At 33.2% G+C, this 15,569-nt stretch carries 22 protein-coding genes and 1 pseudogene; 19 read left to right on the top strand and 4 right to left on the bottom strand.

Annotation, left to right across the window (positions count from 1 at the left end; genetic code table 11):
* Position 1: 1 nt before the first annotated feature.
* On the bottom strand, positions 2 to 1,018 hold the full coding sequence (purM, locus tag LS64_RS02325; protein ID WP_034571959.1) for a phosphoribosylformylglycinamidine cyclo-ligase: 1,017 nt from the start codon (positions 1,016 to 1,018) through the stop codon (positions 2 to 4).
* Between the two features lie 5 nt (positions 1,019 to 1,023).
* Complete coding sequence (locus LS64_RS02320) at positions 1,024 to 1,563, bottom strand: hypothetical protein (protein ID WP_034571960.1); 540 nt, start codon at positions 1,561 to 1,563, stop codon at positions 1,024 to 1,026.
* A 173-nt stretch (positions 1,564 to 1,736) separates the two neighbouring features.
* Here LS64_RS02320 and LS64_RS02315 point away from each other — a divergent pair, with 173 nt between their 5' ends.
* The 3 genes from LS64_RS02315 to LS64_RS02305 are packed head-to-tail and all read left to right on the top strand — an operon-like array spanning position 1,737 to position 4,811.
* On the top strand, positions 1,737 to 2,018 hold the full coding sequence (locus LS64_RS02315) for an SEL1-like repeat protein (protein ID WP_034571963.1): 282 nt from the start codon (positions 1,737 to 1,739) through the stop codon (positions 2,016 to 2,018).
* A gap of 50 nt (positions 2,019 to 2,068) precedes the next feature.
* Complete coding sequence (nhaA, locus tag LS64_RS02310) at positions 2,069 to 3,403, top strand: Na+/H+ antiporter NhaA (protein ID WP_034571965.1); 1,335 nt, start codon at positions 2,069 to 2,071, stop codon at positions 3,401 to 3,403.
* Positions 3,404 to 3,437: 34 nt separating this feature from the next.
* The gene (locus tag LS64_RS02305; protein WP_034571967.1) at positions 3,438 to 4,811 is read left to right on the top strand and encodes a phosphomannomutase/phosphoglucomutase; all 1,374 of its coding nucleotides are present in this window, start codon (positions 3,438 to 3,440) and stop codon (positions 4,809 to 4,811) included.
* A gap of 173 nt (positions 4,812 to 4,984) precedes the next feature.
* Here LS64_RS02305 and LS64_RS02300 read toward each other — a convergent pair whose 3' ends face one another.
* A complete protein-coding gene (locus LS64_RS02300) occupies positions 4,985 to 5,800 on the bottom strand; it encodes a hypothetical protein (RefSeq protein ID WP_034571969.1) in 816 nt (271 codons plus the stop codon).
* A gap of 69 nt (positions 5,801 to 5,869) precedes the next feature.
* Here LS64_RS02300 and LS64_RS02295 point away from each other — a divergent pair, with 69 nt between their 5' ends.
* The 16 genes from LS64_RS02295 to LS64_RS02230 all read left to right on the top strand — a co-directional run bounded on the left by LS64_RS02295 (position 5,870) and on the right by LS64_RS02230 (position 14,018).
* Entirely contained in the window at positions 5,870 to 6,547 is a 678-nt protein-coding gene (locus tag LS64_RS02295; protein WP_034571971.1) for an amino acid ABC transporter permease, read from the top strand.
* 64 nt (positions 6,548 to 6,611) lie between these two features.
* Entirely contained in the window at positions 6,612 to 8,768 is a 2,157-nt protein-coding gene (locus tag LS64_RS02290; protein WP_034571973.1) for an AAA family ATPase, read from the top strand.
* 114 nt (positions 8,769 to 8,882) lie between these two features.
* Positions 8,883 to 9,677, top strand: a complete 795-nt coding sequence (locus LS64_RS02285) for a ParA family protein (protein ID WP_034571975.1) — start codon at positions 8,883 to 8,885, stop codon at positions 9,675 to 9,677.
* Between the two features lie 49 nt (positions 9,678 to 9,726).
* Positions 9,727 to 9,864 carry a hypothetical protein gene (locus tag LS64_RS12310; RefSeq protein ID WP_160659362.1) on the top strand — a complete coding sequence of 46 codons (138 nt, stop codon included), beginning with the start codon at positions 9,727 to 9,729 and terminating at the stop codon, positions 9,862 to 9,864.
* A gap of 13 nt (positions 9,865 to 9,877) precedes the next feature.
* Positions 9,878 to 10,312: a hypothetical protein gene (locus LS64_RS02280; RefSeq protein WP_118949394.1), complete on the top strand. Its 435-nt coding sequence runs from the start codon at positions 9,878 to 9,880 to the stop codon at positions 10,310 to 10,312.
* Complete coding sequence (locus tag LS64_RS02275) at positions 10,254 to 11,294, top strand: hypothetical protein (protein WP_034569585.1); 1,041 nt, start codon at positions 10,254 to 10,256, stop codon at positions 11,292 to 11,294. Before LS64_RS02280 ends, LS64_RS02275 begins: the two co-directional genes overlap by 59 nt.
* A complete protein-coding gene (locus LS64_RS02270) occupies positions 11,294 to 11,557 on the top strand; it encodes a hypothetical protein (protein WP_034569587.1) in 264 nt (87 codons plus the stop codon). Before LS64_RS02275 ends, LS64_RS02270 begins: the two co-directional genes overlap by 1 nt.
* Positions 11,558 to 11,776 carry a hypothetical protein gene (locus tag LS64_RS02265; RefSeq protein ID WP_034569590.1) on the top strand — a complete coding sequence of 73 codons (219 nt, stop codon included), beginning with the start codon at positions 11,558 to 11,560 and terminating at the stop codon, positions 11,774 to 11,776.
* Positions 11,773 to 12,066, top strand: a complete 294-nt coding sequence (locus LS64_RS02260) for a hypothetical protein (RefSeq protein WP_034569593.1) — start codon at positions 11,773 to 11,775, stop codon at positions 12,064 to 12,066. The genes LS64_RS02265 and LS64_RS02260 overlap by 4 nt, the downstream gene beginning before the upstream one ends.
* A gap of 12 nt (positions 12,067 to 12,078) precedes the next feature.
* The gene (locus LS64_RS02255) at positions 12,079 to 12,294 is read left to right on the top strand and encodes a hypothetical protein (protein WP_034569596.1); all 216 of its coding nucleotides are present in this window, start codon (positions 12,079 to 12,081) and stop codon (positions 12,292 to 12,294) included.
* Entirely contained in the window at positions 12,291 to 12,419 is a 129-nt protein-coding gene (locus LS64_RS13545) for a hypothetical protein (protein WP_272916595.1), read from the top strand. Before LS64_RS02255 ends, LS64_RS13545 begins: the two co-directional genes overlap by 4 nt.
* 155 nt (positions 12,420 to 12,574) lie before the next feature.
* A complete protein-coding gene (locus LS64_RS02250) occupies positions 12,575 to 12,769 on the top strand; it encodes a hypothetical protein (protein ID WP_034569599.1) in 195 nt (64 codons plus the stop codon).
* A gap of 110 nt (positions 12,770 to 12,879) precedes the next feature.
* A complete protein-coding gene (locus tag LS64_RS02245; protein ID WP_034569602.1) occupies positions 12,880 to 13,155 on the top strand; it encodes a hypothetical protein in 276 nt (91 codons plus the stop codon).
* The gene (locus LS64_RS02240; RefSeq protein WP_034569605.1) at positions 13,152 to 13,430 is read left to right on the top strand and encodes a hypothetical protein; all 279 of its coding nucleotides are present in this window, start codon (positions 13,152 to 13,154) and stop codon (positions 13,428 to 13,430) included. Before LS64_RS02245 ends, LS64_RS02240 begins: the two co-directional genes overlap by 4 nt.
* On the top strand, positions 13,427 to 13,639 hold the full coding sequence (locus LS64_RS02235; protein WP_034569608.1) for a hypothetical protein: 213 nt from the start codon (positions 13,427 to 13,429) through the stop codon (positions 13,637 to 13,639). Before LS64_RS02240 ends, LS64_RS02235 begins: the two co-directional genes overlap by 4 nt.
* A 10-nt stretch (positions 13,640 to 13,649) precedes the next feature.
* Positions 13,650 to 14,018: a hypothetical protein gene (locus tag LS64_RS02230; protein ID WP_034569611.1), complete on the top strand. Its 369-nt coding sequence runs from the start codon at positions 13,650 to 13,652 to the stop codon at positions 14,016 to 14,018.
* Positions 14,019 to 14,023: 5 nt separating this feature from the next.
* On the opposite strand, the pseudogene LS64_RS12305 reads toward LS64_RS02230, so the two are convergent.
* Positions 14,024 to 15,569, bottom strand: a pseudogene (locus LS64_RS12305) (hypothetical protein); the annotation flags it as partial.

Below are 15,569 nucleotides of genomic sequence, written 5' to 3'. Positions count from 1 at the left end.
TTCACCTCAAAATTACTTGTTTTGTTTGGCTAGATTCTATACGCCCGATTGCGTAAGCATCGCTATTTTTCACTATAGAATCTACTTCGCTTTTATCGACTATCACGCACAATCCTACGCCCATATTAAACACGCGGAAAGCCTCTTTAGAATCTACAAAAGGCAGGAAAAATTCGATAATTTTTGGCACCTTTATGGCTTTAGATTCTATCACGGCTTGTGTGTTTTGCGGTAAAACGCGCACTAAATTTTCACGCAATCCACCGCCTGTGATGTGTGCTAATGCCTTAAATTTATCCTTAAATTTTGCAAAAATATTAGTGTAAATGCGAGTAGGTTTCATTAAGCCATCAAGCAACGTCATATTAGCATTTTTAGAATCTTTACTATCAAAAACCTGCGATAAATCTAACTTTTTAGATTCTATAATACCGCGAATAAGCGAATAGCCATTACTATGGAATCCACTGCTTTGGAATGCTAAAATAATATCGCCATCCTTAACACTCTCGCGTTTCAACATATCAGCCTTTTCAGCCACGCCTATGCTAAATCCAGCCAAGTCAAAATCGCCCTTCCCATACACGCTAGGCATCTCCGCGCTCTCACCACCGATTAACGCACACCCAGCGAGCTTGCAACCCTGCGTGATACCCTGCAAAATCACTAGACTTTTCTCAATATCAAGGGCATTCATCGCGTAATAATCAAGGAAAACAAGCGGCGTAGCAAAGTCGCAAATTAAATCATTCACGCACATCGCAACTAAATCAATGCCGATATTTTCAAGCCGATTATGCGTGATAGCAAGGGTTAGTTTGCTCCCCACGCCATCAGTGGCAGCGCAAAGCACGGGGTTTTGATAGCCTTTTGGCAGCTCAAAGCAGCCGCTGAATCCGCCAAGTCCGCCTAAAACTAAAGGGCTAAAAGTGCTTGCCACAAGGGGCTTTAGCCGCTCCACAAAGGCATTCCCACTATCAATATCCACACCAAAATCTTTATATGTGAAATTTTGCATATTGCTTAATCCTTGTCTTTTCTTATTAATAAGTCTTCTATTTTGGCTAAATCTTTATCATATTCTTTCAGTATATTTAAACAGTCTTGTTTATTTGGTATTAGTAATAATAAAATAATTAATAAAATCTCAAAAACCAATAACTTCTTGATGTTGCTACAAAGAAAAGTAAAGAAACTACATTTTTCATGTATTGATAATTGTTTTAATAAAAGCCACGTTAATAACAGCAATGTATTGACAACTAGACACAACCATGATGCAATTTTTAATGCCAACAATACATCCAAAATATAAACCACTAAACTAATATTTTTGTTATCTGCGGCAAGAATAACCGAAGCTATATCTTTATTTGGTATCAAAACCCATAAAGCAAGACATAAGGTTTCGAGCAACAAAAATAGCTTAATTAATTTCTTTGAACTCACAGAATTGTTATATGAAGCAACAACCATAGGAATCACCAAAAAAAATAATATATATAATAAAATTCTTACTTTAGGTAAAACACTTAGAATATAAACAAATACTATATTACTCATAAAAACCCTAAAATTTTTAGAATCTAAAAGCATAATAATATCAAATTAAGGCTGAAAAGTAGCTTTAAAATAAAAAGATTCTATAAAATATACATTTAAGATTCTATAAATATTTGCTAAAAATTTACATTTTTTTTTCACAATTAGTCTTTATTTTCACAAAGGAGATGGTAATGAAAAAACTTGTTATTTGTGCGTTAGTAGCGTGTAGCGTGGCGTTTGCAGCGGAGAATTTGGACGAGGCAAATAAGGCATATAACGAAGGCAACTACACAAAAGCAATCGAGCTTTACAAAGGGCTATGCGATGCAAAAGAAGCGAAAGCATGTGCGGCACTAGGGCTAATGTATCGCAATGCAAAGGGTGTAAGCGAAGATTCTACACTTTCAAAACAATATTATCAAAAAGCCTGCGACGCCGGCGATAATGAATCTTGCAATGTTGTAAATTGGTAAGGTTTATAATCTAATTCTTAAGATGTAGCCAAACCACAAAAAGGACAAATATGCGGCTGACACAGGCACTTAGCGATTTTATTAAAAGTGAGTCTTTTGGCGGGATTTTCCTTGCGATTAGCACGCTCCTTGCCCTTATTATCGCTAATTCGCCCTTGCAAAATCTATATCACGAATTTTTCCATTTAAGATTCTCATTTAGCCTTGATTTAAGCCCATTTCATTTAAATGACTTAAAATTCAGCATGTCAATGCACGATTTTATCAACGACATTTTGATGTCCTTTTTCTTTCTTTTGGTCGGCTTAGAAATCAAACGCGAAATGCTTTTTGGCGAGTTAAATAGCGTATCAAAAGCCGCATTTCCCGCCATTGCCGCACTTGGTGGTATGATAGTCCCGGGTGCGATTTACTACGCTTTGAATTTCAACACGCCATCATATCACGGCTTTGGAATCCCGATGGCAACCGACATCGCCTTCGCACTAGGCGTAATGCTAATGCTAGGAAAACGCGTCCCACTCGCACTAAAAATCTTTTTAGTCACACTCGCCGTTGTCGATGACTTGGGTGCAATCGTGGTAATTGCCCTATTTTACGGCGGAGAGATACACTTTGCGTGGCTATTTGCTTCTGCGTTGGTAGTGATTATCCTTAGCCTATGCAACTACTTTGGCGTGAAAATGCTGCGCGTGTATATCCTGCTTGGAATCTTGCTATGGATTTTCGTGCATTTAAGCGGCATACACGCGACAATCGCGGCTGTGGTTTTAGCCTTTTGCATTCCTGTGCGCGCTACGCAGGATTTTAAGGCGTTAAAAGGGCAGATTAAAACGCAGTTAGCCGAGCTAGATTCTATTGATAGCAAGTTAGAATCTAAAAATAGCAAACCCGCTTCTATTTTGCTAGATGCGTATCGTGTGGAGTTTATCGATAAGATTCAGCGCAATACGCAAAACACGCAAAATCCGCTGCTGCGGCTGGAGCATTTTTTGCAGCCTTATAGCGCGTATTTTATTATGCCGCTTTTTGCCTTTGCAAATGCTGGTGTGAGCGTGAGCGGCGACTTTGATTTTAATATTGATAGAATCTTTTTTGGGATTTTCTTAGGGCTACTTGTGGGTAAGCCTGTGGGGATTTTTCTAGCGTGTTTTTTGTGTGAAAAATTAAGGATAGCGGTGCGTCCTAGTGGCGTTTCATGGCTGCATATTTTGGGCGCTGGAATGTTAGCTGGAATAGGCTTTACGATGTCGCTATTCGTCTCTGCTTTAGCCTTTGATAATGAAAGCGCTAAGGAATTAGCCAAAGTTAGCATACTAATCGCTTCGCTATCTTCGTGCATTATAGGTGTAATATTCTTACTTTTAGTTGGGAGTAAAAGATAGAATCTAGACTTAAACAAATTTTAAAGGAGCAAACATGTCAATATTTAGAGAATACGATATACGCGGGATTTTTGAGAAAGATTTAAGCCATGAAGTAGTGTATAAAATCGGCTTTCTTTTAGGACAAAAGATTCTAAAAACGCAAGATAAAGTCGCTATCGGCTATGATGCAAGGACGCATAGCCCCACACTTTTTAAGTGGCTAGCAAGCGGGCTAAATCAAAGCGGAGTGCAAGTCTTTGATTTAGGGCTAATCCCTACTCCTGTGGCGTATTTTACGACATTTAAAAGCGATATAAAAAGCTCGATAATGATAACAGGCTCGCACAATCCACCGCAATATAATGGCTTTAAAATCACCATAAATCAGGCGCCATTTTATGGCAAGGATATACAGAATCTAAGCCACGAAATGAATAGCGTAAAATTCATTGACGAAAGTGCGGAAACTACAAAGCTTGATATGCTTAGCGAATATGTGAAATTTATTAGCGATGAGTTTAGTGCGCTAAAGGGCTGGAGTGAGCCTATCGCCTTTGACTGCGGTAATGGCGTAGCAGGCGTGGCTATGGATAGAATCTTGCAGAATCTACAACTAAACGCTACGAAGTTATATTTCGAGCCAGATGGCACTTTCCCAAATCATCATCCAGACCCAAGCGAGCATGAAAACCTTGATGATTTGAAAAAAACGATGAAAGAAAAGGGCATAAAAGTTGGCATTGCATTTGATGGGGATGCCGATAGAGTCGCACTTTTAAGCCCTAATCACATTTTTAAAGGCGATGAACTTGCCATACTTTTCGCGCAAGATATTGCTAAAAAGGTCAAGGATTTAGTCGTTATCGGCGAGGTGAAATGCTCGCAAATTATGTATGATACCATCGATAAAATCGGTCGCGCTGTGATGTATAAGACGGGTCATAGCAACCTGAAAGTCAAGCTAAAAGAGCTAAAAGCGCACCTTGCGTGTGAGATGAGTGGGCATATTTTTTTCAACGATAGGTATTTTGGCTATGATGATGCGATTTATGCGGCGTTTAGAATCTTGGAGCTAATAAAAAGCCAAGAGAGCGGCATCGCGGCGTTAGAATCTGTGATAAAGACACTACCAAAGACTTATAGCACGGATGAGGAAAAAATAAAAACTACGGAGGATAGGAAGTTTGCCCTTATAGAATCTTTAAAGAAAAAGCTAGAGGATTATGTAAAAGAGCAGGGCGCAAATAGCGTTCCACATATTAAGAAAATCATTGATATTGATGGCGTTCGCGTGATATTTGATAATGGCTGGGGGCTTGTGCGCGCTAGCAACACCACGCCTATGCTAGTCACGCGCTTTGAAGCTTACAGCAAAGACGACCTAGCCACATACAAGACTTTTTTACTGAATTTGCTTGAAGATTAGACTTTATAGAATCTAGATTCTATAAAATATTTTTCTACCTTAAGGGATGGCATGGCTTAGAATAGATAAAAGAAAAATATTTACAATTAGATTCTATATTTTTTAACCTAATCGCCCACTTATCGCCCTTTTTTATAAAACATATAAAACATAACCAAAGAATGTATAGAATCTTACTCCTTAATATTTAGAATCTTAATCTTACGAATGCCTGAAATAAAAAAAACTTGTGCGTTAAATCCTATTGCAAACGCCATCGCAAATATAAAAAACATAGGAGTTAAAGCCCAAGAATTACTAATCTTTTCTGCAAAATCGTCAATATCTAGCCAAAGCATCTGCCCGCCAACATAAAGCATCAGCGGCAATGTCATAAAAGTGCTAACTAACATAGACTTAAAAGATTCTAAAAAATCACTCACATTTGTAATCTCGTGCATTACCCTGCAAATCCTATGATAAACATAAAGCAAATACACACAAAAGCCCACGATTAGCCCACTGCCAGCCACCACGCAAAGCCCCCTTACATTCACATTATAACTCTCACTCAGCTCACACAAAATAATAAATGCCACAACACACAAAAAATTCACCACCATCCCACGCACAAAGCAAGAAAATAGCCCACTACGCGTAAAATCACTAAGCTTTTTAAACGCATTCAAAACAAAAATACTAACCACAAAAATAATCATATTCACCACAAATAAAAACTGCAGCAAATTTTGCGTTGCTTCAATCTTTTTTAGCTTAGTATCAAATGTATTTAGCATATCAAAAAACATACCCATCCCGTCATAATCGTGACCGCTAAAGCTAAAACTACTGCTAGAAATACTAGAAATATTGATAATGCCTAAAACAAACGAACACGCCCAAAACGCTATGAGCGCAAGAAATATAAAGTAAGATTTATACAAAAAGCCCTTGATTTGCCAAGCTTGCTGCGATTTTGCACTAGATTTATTGTCTAAACTCACTTGCATTTTTTACCTTTTTAGAATCTTTTAAAACTTCCTTGCTATAATACACAAATTTTTTATGGATTTTAAGCGATGTTGGATAAGAATTTTTTAAATAAATTTTTAGATATAGATTTTATAATTTCTATTTTACCATTATTTCAAAAAGCGTTTATTTTAACGATAGAAATTTCATTTTTTGGAATCTTATTTTCTATCATATTAGGATTTTTATTATCTTTGATATTATATTATCGCATTAGATTTTTTCAATCCATCGCTAGATTCTATATTGAGATTTCGCGTAATACGCCCTTAATCATTCAGTTGTTTTTTTTATATTTTGGGCTTTATTATTTTGTGGAATTAAGCAATTTTACTTGCGCTATCATCGGTGTGACCTTTCTTGGCGGCAGCTATATGGCAGAATCCTTTCTACTTGGGCTAAAAAGTGTGAAAAAATCACAAATTGAATCAGCTCTCGCACTAGGATTTAACAGAGTGGAAATCCTAAGATTTGTGATTTTACCACAAGGGCTAGGCTTAAGTATGTCCGCAATTTGCGCTAATGTTCTTTTTTTAATCAAGGAAACAAGCATAGTAGGCGTCATCGGCTTGCAAGATTTAATGAGCTTTAGCAAAGAGCTAATCGGCAATTATGCTATGACAAATGAAGCTTTATTCCTGCTCATAGTTGCATATATCATAATTTTATTGCCATTAAGTATCATTTTTTCATACTTAGAATCTTGGTATAGGAAGCATTTGTAGAATCTAAATTTTTTTGCTAGAATCTTTGCTTTATAGTTACAAAACACATAAAAAAGGCAAGGGCATGAAAACTAGAATCTTGGAAATACGCACTTTTAAAAATATCATAGGTAAAAATGTTAGTGCAGATTGTCATATAGAAAATTCAAGGGATGTTAAACCGCAAACTTTACTTTTAGATGCAGTTATAAATACAAATGGCGTTGATACAAAACTTGGTGGATTAGTAATTATCATAGGGGAAAATAATACGGGTAAAAGCAATGTTAGCCGCGCTTTAGAAAAATTTATTAGAACAAAAAATCCACAAAATACTTTTAGTGAATCTGATAAACCAAACTTTGATACTTGCACAAATTGTGAGCCGATTTTAACTCTTAAAACTTCTTATATTGATTTTACAATAAATCCTGAAATAAGCAATAAAGATATGCCAAATTATACACAGGAATTTAGCACGAAAATTATTTACTCAAATGGACGAGTTAATATCCATGATTGTCAAGGCAGTGCCCATGAGATAAAAGCGGCAGAAATGCAGCAAAAAGAAGACAAACAAAAAGCTCTGCAAGATGAAATAGAGCGAGAAATAAGAAAGCTAAAACGTTCAAACATTGAGATTTATAACGAGTTAAAAGATAAATTTATACATCCAGCGGACAATCAAAATATAAAAGATTTAGAGCATTTTAAAACCATATATAACGAGCAAATAAACCTAATAAAAAATGCAAAAGATAAGGTCCAGCAATCGCAAACTTATGATGAGACAAAAAAGGCGTATATTGAATTAGAAAAAGTTATAAATAATGCTGTTAGAATCTATAATGCAAGTCCTTGCATAAGCAAACCTATAAATATAAAAACGCAATTTATAATCCCAAAAGTATTTGATAATGTAAGTGTGCCTAGCAATAACACAAAACACAATATACGCCCAAAAGTTATAAAATATGATAACTCAAAAAATACTTTCACGTCAAAAGATTTAGAAACTACAATAGATTCTATAGAATCTAGCAAGTTTTTTCAAAGCTTAGCAAGGGCAGCAAAAATTGATATACAAAAGGATATAATACAGCCCTTTAAACATCATGGTAGTAAAAAAGACTACTTACCAAGGATAGAATCTAAAATCAATAAAAAGCTAAAAGATACTATTGAAAAACGTTTTAACAAGTTATATAAAAAGAAAGGCGATTTATCTTATGAATTTGAAATTAATTTATATACTAATGAAATAGCCTTTTCAATCTCACGGAATAAAAAGCAAGATGTTTTGGAGTTAGATTTACAAAGTGAGGGTTTTAAATGGTTTTTTAACCTATTCTTTGGTCTTTTATATGGTGAAAATACCTTGAGTAAAAACTCAATTGTCTTAATGGATGAACCAGCACATAATTTATCCGTGCCGGCGCGTAAAGGTTGTAGGGATTTTTTAAAAAGCTATGGTGAAAAACATGGAATCACATTTGTAGTTGTAACGCATGACCCATTTTTAGTAGATATTGATAACCTAGATGAGCTTAGAATCATTACAAATATGCACTCAAGCGATACGATAGCAGAGGGCAAGGGCGTAAATATTAGCAATGATTTTTCTGTGATTGAACGCGAAGATAGCAATGCCTTGACCGAAATAAAAAAAGCTTTTGGCGTTAGTAGCCACTTTTTTTATAATCCGGGAATGCGAATTGTGTTTGTAGAGGGCATTACAGATTATAATTATCTAACGACTTTTAAGATTTTGAAACAAAAAGAGGGCGGTGAGTGCAATATCGCCTTTTTACCTATTGGCGGGCTTGGCGCTAGTGATGCTGATAAAGAGCAAGTGATAGAAAATCTTATACATATTTTCCCAGAGCCTATACTTTTAGTAGATAGTGATATGGCTGGTAGAAAATTTAAAAAAATAAAAGCTGGGGAAAATAAAAAAAGAAAGCCTATGGATAAGCTACATATAGTCGAGCTAAGGGAAATAGATTCTAACTTAAGAGAAATTGAGGATTGCTTTAGTGATATTGATTTTGAAACATATCGCTTGGATAAAAAAATAATTGGCATAGAATCCACACAAGAAGAAAAACGCAAAAACCCAGTAAAAAACTCACAAAAATCAAAAGCTATGAAACGTGAAATATTATGCAACAAAGGCACAATATCAAAAGAAGCAAAAGATAGATTCTACAAAATATTAGAATTTTTGGAGTTTAATGTTTAGAATCTTTTTTATCCTTTAATTCGTTACAATTTTTCACATAAATTCATAATCTTAAAAATTAGATTCTATAATTACAAATTAAAAGCAAATAAAGGCGATAAAAAGGATAAAAAAATGGCTGAAATTATCGGCATAGCAAATCAAAAAGGGGGCGTAGGAAAGACCACCACAGCGGTAAATCTCGCCGCTTCACTCGCCCTAAATGACAAAAAAGTGCTGCTGCTTGACTTTGACTCGCAAGCAAACGCCACGCTTAGCCTTGGCTTCAAACGCAGTATGATAAATCATAGCATTATTTCTGTGATACAAGGGCGAAAAAAAATAAAAGAGATTATCCAGCCCACGCTTATTGACACGCTTTTTATCGCGCCAACTGACCAAAATTTAATCGCTGTAGAAAAGGAGTTTTATAACCAAGAAAAGGGCTTTCGTGAGAAGATTCTATCGCAGTGTTTGCAAGAAATTCGCAATGAATACGATTTTATAATTATTGATTCTGCCCCGGCTTTAGGTCCGCTTACAATTAATGTTTTGGTTGTTAGTGATTCTGTGATAATCCCCGTGCAGTGCGAGTATTTCGCCCTTGATGGTATCGCGCAACTGCTAAATACCATTAAGATTCTAAAGCCTTCATACAATCCAAAGCTGCAAATTAGAGGCTTTCTGCCAACGATGTTTAGCCCGCAAAATAACTTATCAAAGCAGGTTTTAGAAGAGCTAAGTTTGAATAATTTTAAGTTTTTTAAGGATGAAAATGGCGAAATTATTGTGATTCCACGCACGATACGCCTTGCGGAAGCTCCGAGTTACGGCAAACCTATCGCATTATATGAGAAAAAATCCAGCGGAAATATCGCGTATATGAAGCTAGCCCAAGCGATTTTGAAAGAAAAGAAATATAAAATCTAAAATACAAATGCTAAGATTTCACAAAATGAAAATATTTTTAAGGCTACAAATGCAAGATAAAAAAACAGATTCTATGTTTTTAGAATCTAAATTACAAAATATAGAATCTAACCACAAAGATTCTATCAAAAAACATAACTTTATAGAATCTAGATTCTATAAAGTTTTCTTTAAGCAAGGATTTTAGGGCGTTTGAGTGGTTGTGTTTTGCCACAAATGCCACAGCTGTGGCAGATTTTGCCACAGGTTATAGCAAATTTAGCCTACTAAAATCCTATTTCTATACAAATAGGAGCTTAAAGATGAAAAGCAATTTTACCATAGATTTAGAGCTTTTATCTAATCTATCGATAAGTAAGAGTGAAGCCATAGTGTTAGATATGCTGGATTACATTAATAAAAATCCACATTTTCCTGCGTTTAAAGTCAGCAATGTTAAATTAAGCGAAATGTTGCAATATTCAAGGGGACATTTACAACGAATACTAAAAATCTTAGTCAAAAAAGAATTAGTTTATAAAGAATCTAATAGATATATTGTTAGTGATTATTATAAGGAAGTTAAAAGTTTATGCTTTGAAAAGTCTCATAAAAGGATTAGTAAGCATAGCCACAAGCACACTCAAGTTACTTAAAGAAAGCTTAGAAATTAACACTTCAATTTCTAGCAAAGAAATAGTAACAAAGCAAAGGTATAAAGTCAATACTAAATCGCAAAAAAATGAAATTTTTTCAAGTGATAAAAATACCGAAGATTCCATAGAATCTAATGATACTTTTTTGAATCAAAATGTTACAAAAGTGAATCAAAATGTTACACTTCCTATACATTATAATATACAAAATACAATCACTATGTTTGAAAAACATAGTGTAGATATTGCGGAAAAACCACTCACATTAGAAGAGACTTTACACGCATTTCTAAAAAACACAAACGCAATAAGCCTTAAAGAAATCAATAATTATAAATTTGCATTACCAAAGGCATTTATAGACAAATACGATGAGATTCTGCCTGAATACACCAAAGAAGCAGAAAATATCAAATTAAGCCCACAAATTGCTAAAAAAATAGATTCTAAGACTTTGGCTAGTTTGAGTGAATTTATTAGCAAATTTAACTATCTACACTTACCAAAGGCTAAAAAAGAATTAATCGAAACGATAGAATCTATGGTGCTTGACAATAGCCTTGAAATCAATTTAAAAATTTGTAAAGAAAATAATCTAATCACTTTGTGTAATCCTAGCGAGATAGAATCTAAATCAAAACAAGCCCTAAGCTATCTAAAAGAGTTATGGAATCTGCTATTAGTTAGAATAAATGTAACTAAAAAAGGCTTAATACAACAAATTAAAGAAGTTTATAAAGAAAAACTACTAGATTTTATAACTTTTAGAGAATCTAAGCGTAGATATTTTAGCACTTATAGTTTTGATGCGTTATGTCTTAGACTTGCTGAGTTTGAAGCAAATGGCATAGATGTAGTTAAGGCAATCGAGCAAAGCATACAGCGAGACTATAATTGGGTATTTCCACCAACGCATAGAAAGCCTAAATTTCACAACTACAAACGTTATCCAAAACGCAAATATACCGAAAGGATAGCGTAATGAAAAAGGTTAAAAAGAGTAAAAAGCAAATCGTGCAAGAATTAGAAAAAGAATTTGTAGGATTTTATGAAATGCGAAATGAGCTAAGTGAAATGAATATCAACATTCAAAGGCGAGAGTTTAACAAAAAGCTTAAATTTATCTGCAAAAAGCTAGATATTGCATATTTTTTACTGCCATATCGCTTTGGATTCTATAACGCTATTGAATCTAAAAATAAGCAAAAAGTGCTTGAATATATCTTGCGAAATAAAGGAGAGTAAATGGATAACATTAACAAAATGCCAACAAAGGCAAAGGAAATCGCCCTAGATTTTATAGAAGATTTAGTTTCTTTGTATGATGCTTATGAAGCACAATACCAAGATGAGATTAGGAAATATCCTAGCCTTGCGGAATTTTTTGAAATTGCAGAAGAAGAGTTTAAGATAGAAGAAAGTAGGAAATTAGTTGAAAAATTTGAAAAAGGAGAAATCAAATGAATGTGGATATTGTGAAAAAGGAAATATTGCTAGAGTATTTGCAAAGCTATCTTGCTAATCATAAAGATATTTGCGAGAAATATGAAAATAAGTTTAAAGGCAATGAGAAAATCGCTGAATTTCTACGAGTGCTTGATAAGCAACAAATTGAAATGTGTAAGAAAAGTATAGAAATCTTGCAAGATGAGATAAAGAGTGAAAAAGATTTTGAATATTCTATAAGCAAGGCTATGCACAAGGCAAAGGCAAATGTGAAATTAGGGAAATCTTTTTGGCATAGCCCTATTTAAAAAGGATTCTAAATGAAAATATTTGATAACAAATATATCGTAAGCCAAAAGATTTTCAAGGATAAGCAAAAAGCTTATGAATATGCTAATTATCTAATGCAAAAATATGCAGAATCTATAATTGTATTAGAATGTATTAGTTGTCTTGGAATAATCATATACACGCAAATAAAATGTGTTGAATATTATTGTGGCGGTGGATATAAAATAAAAGGAAATGTGAAATGAGTTTGTTTATTTATTGTGCGGTAAATATTATCTTAGTGGCTAGTTTTTTCTTTGTGATTTACAAAGTCTTTAAGGCTTCGCAAGTAGGACAAGATTCTAAACTAGATTCTAAAAAGGATAACTAAATGTTAGAAATATTACAAAAAGTGTATAAGTATATTACTAAGAACTTATGGATTTTAGTAATAAATGCGTTTTTAATTATACTTTTAATAATTTCGTTTAAAGGAATTATTGATAGTCAATTAGATTCTAAAACTATTAAAGAAAGGAGCAAAAAATGAGACCAAAGGCAAAAGAGTTAAAGTTACCCTGCGAGATTGATTTTAGCAAGATTATTAAGGGCAAGTGGAATCAAAGCAAGGCATTAGAATTTGAGCGTGAGAAAAAGGCTCAAACTAGCAAGGATTTAGAATCTAAATTCAATATGAAGCTTAGTAAAAAGACAAAAGAATTTCTTAAAAAGGGCTATTAAATGAGTGTGTGTTTTGAAATAGATTCTTTTGGATTAGTCGGCTTGGTAATGATTATGGTGGCAGGGCAAATTGTGATTTACTCGCTAAAAGCGTATGGAAAGGATAAAAAATGATAAAGAAAAAGTATGTGAAATACCTAGATAACGATGCAGTTAGAAGCTATATAGAATGTGTTAGCAAGATTAATTCTTTGCTAAAAGATTTTAGTGAAGAGCAAATTGATGAAATTGAGACAGCTTTTTATGGCAAACACACTAGCACCGATGAAATATATAGTTTGTTTTTAAACTCAAAGCCTTTATTCCCAAATGAAATGGCGAATAAAATGACTGATTTTGCAGAGTTTATGGCGTATTTAGACGAGAAAGCAAAGGATAAAGAATGAAACTAGATTTAAATGTAGAGCGAGTGATAAATGCCACTATTGCAAAATACAAAAAAGAATGCCAACGCATTATGATATTTAAAACAAGGCGTAGCGACCAAGTGTGTATAGAATCTAAAAAGCAAATAGATTCTATTGTGGAAATAATCTTTAATGAAATAGCAATAGAGTGCAAAAGATTTAGCATTAAAGCTATAAAAGGCTATATCTCAAAAAATAGCGAATGTGGATATATCTACAATATCTACTTTGAATCTATAAGGGAGCAAGTATGAAAAGTATTGAATATAACGCAATTATTGATAATGTGGAATTTGTAATTAAGGTTAAAAAGATTAAAAAAACGCTTAATATAAGAGCAGATTCTAAAGATTTTAGCCTAATTACTTGCATAAATCCTTTAAAAGATGAAAACTTAGAATCTAGCGACTTACAACGCAAGGTAAATAAGCTTGTAGCTTATAAATTTAAAGAAACTTTTTAAAGGGGAAAGTATGAAAATGTTTGGCAAGGATTATAAACACACAAAGGTTAGAAAAGATTCTAAGTTTATATACATTGAAAAATGTATTGATAAAAAGCGAATTAGATTTAGCACTAGCTTAGATGTGAATGTGGAAAATATGGACTATGTAGAATCTAATTATAAGATTCTAATACAAAAATATCTATGTGAATTTAAAAAGCAAGTGTATAGTGATAGCAAATATAGCATTGCAAATTATGGCAAAATCGTGCTAGAGCTAGAAAAAGCACATTTAAAAGATTCTACATTCACTCGCTACAAGAATGTGTTTGAAAACTTTAAAATCTTAAGCTTTATAGAATCTTTCATACTAAAAATTATAATTTATAGAATCTAATTTATTTATTCGATTAAAAATTCGTATTCGTAGGTTTTAGATTCTATGTTTAAGGCAAGTTCATCTAGGGCGGTGTTTAAATCGTTTAGTAATGTTTGATAGTGGGAATCTTGGGCTTTGTGAAGTGGATTCATTTTAGTAGGGTTTCCTTTAGAATCTAGGCTAAAGCCTTGAAAGTGCGCTTTTATATCATATAACGAAGCGTTTGGATTATATGAGCGGTCATAGCCGTCATCATAGTGAAAAGTTAAGTTAGAAAAATCTTGTGAATGATAATATTTAAAGACTTCACGTCCAGTGTTAAACACGGCTTGAGCTTGCTGGCTAAACTTTAAAGGCGAGCTTGGTATAAAAACATTAGATTCTATAGAATCTATTTCTATCATTTTACCCTTTTTATATTGCATAGATTTTATAGAATCTGCTTTAATCTTTCCATTGATAAATTTATACATAAAGTCGCTATCAAAGGCTCTTTTTGCATTTACTTCTTTTTCACTAAAAGGTATAAAATGATTTATAGAATCCACATTATAGGGCAAAGATATACGATTTTTAGGATGAAATAACGCAAAAGCCAAGCAGTCGTTATGAAAATTAGAATCTTTTATCCATTTATCCTTTGGGTATAAAAACTGCACATCCGCATTAAGCCACGTAGCCTTTATACATTGTCTCACGGCAAAATAAACGCAATAAGGTATCACATTTTTTTTAGTAAAAGTGGCGTATAAATGTTTTTTTATATCATTTTGTGATAAATTATTTGTTATAAAAATATGGTCTTTATGCGACATATCAGTGCCTAACATTCGCAAATATACTAACTTTTCGCCTTTTTTATCGTGGAAAGTTTGTAACCATTGAATGATATATCCATTTTTATCTACTACCCTAACTTTTTTCTTTTTATACTCAAAAATTTCTACATTTTTATTTTTTAGCTCTCTTGCTTCTTCTAGTTTTACTACGCCTTTTGGCGCGAAAACATCTAAGGTTACTTTTTTGATTTCATCTTTAGAATCTAGATTCCATATTAAAAAGCCGATAGCAAAATGCCCATTAACATTATCAAAAGTATAAGCTGGACAAACAAAGCCACTTAAAAATTTAGCCTTAAAATTTTCTCTAAATTTTATAAAATTACTAGCATTTATATATTTTAATTTTGAAAAAGATGCCAAAATGCAACCCTTAATTTCATTATAGATTCTAATAAAAAATTGCATAAAAAGCTCCCTTGTAGCAGTGCCGTAATCTTTAGAATATTTTTCATAAATCATTGTTTCTTTTGCTAAATTTTCCCTATTTTTCCCTTTTCCTACGATAGTTTTTTTATTACTCGCTTCCGCATAAGGCGGATTTATAAAAATTATTAGCTTTTTTCGCTTATTAGAATCTCGCAAAATATTTTGCAAATTTTGTGGCACTTTTGAAGTTTTACACTTTTTGCATTTAGAATCTGCGAAATTTTGATGTTTTAAGCAAGGTTTTTCTAACTCTTTACATTTCTCACATTTAGAATCTATTTTTCCTATATGTTCCTTGCAA

The sequence above is a fragment of the Helicobacter saguini genome (genome assembly GCF_000762875.2).
Taxonomy (GTDB): domain Bacteria; phylum Campylobacterota; class Campylobacteria; order Campylobacterales; family Helicobacteraceae; genus Helicobacter_A; species Helicobacter_A saguini.
The sequence above is the reverse complement of the archived record's forward strand: the minus strand, read 5'-3'. Positions and strand labels throughout refer to the sequence as shown.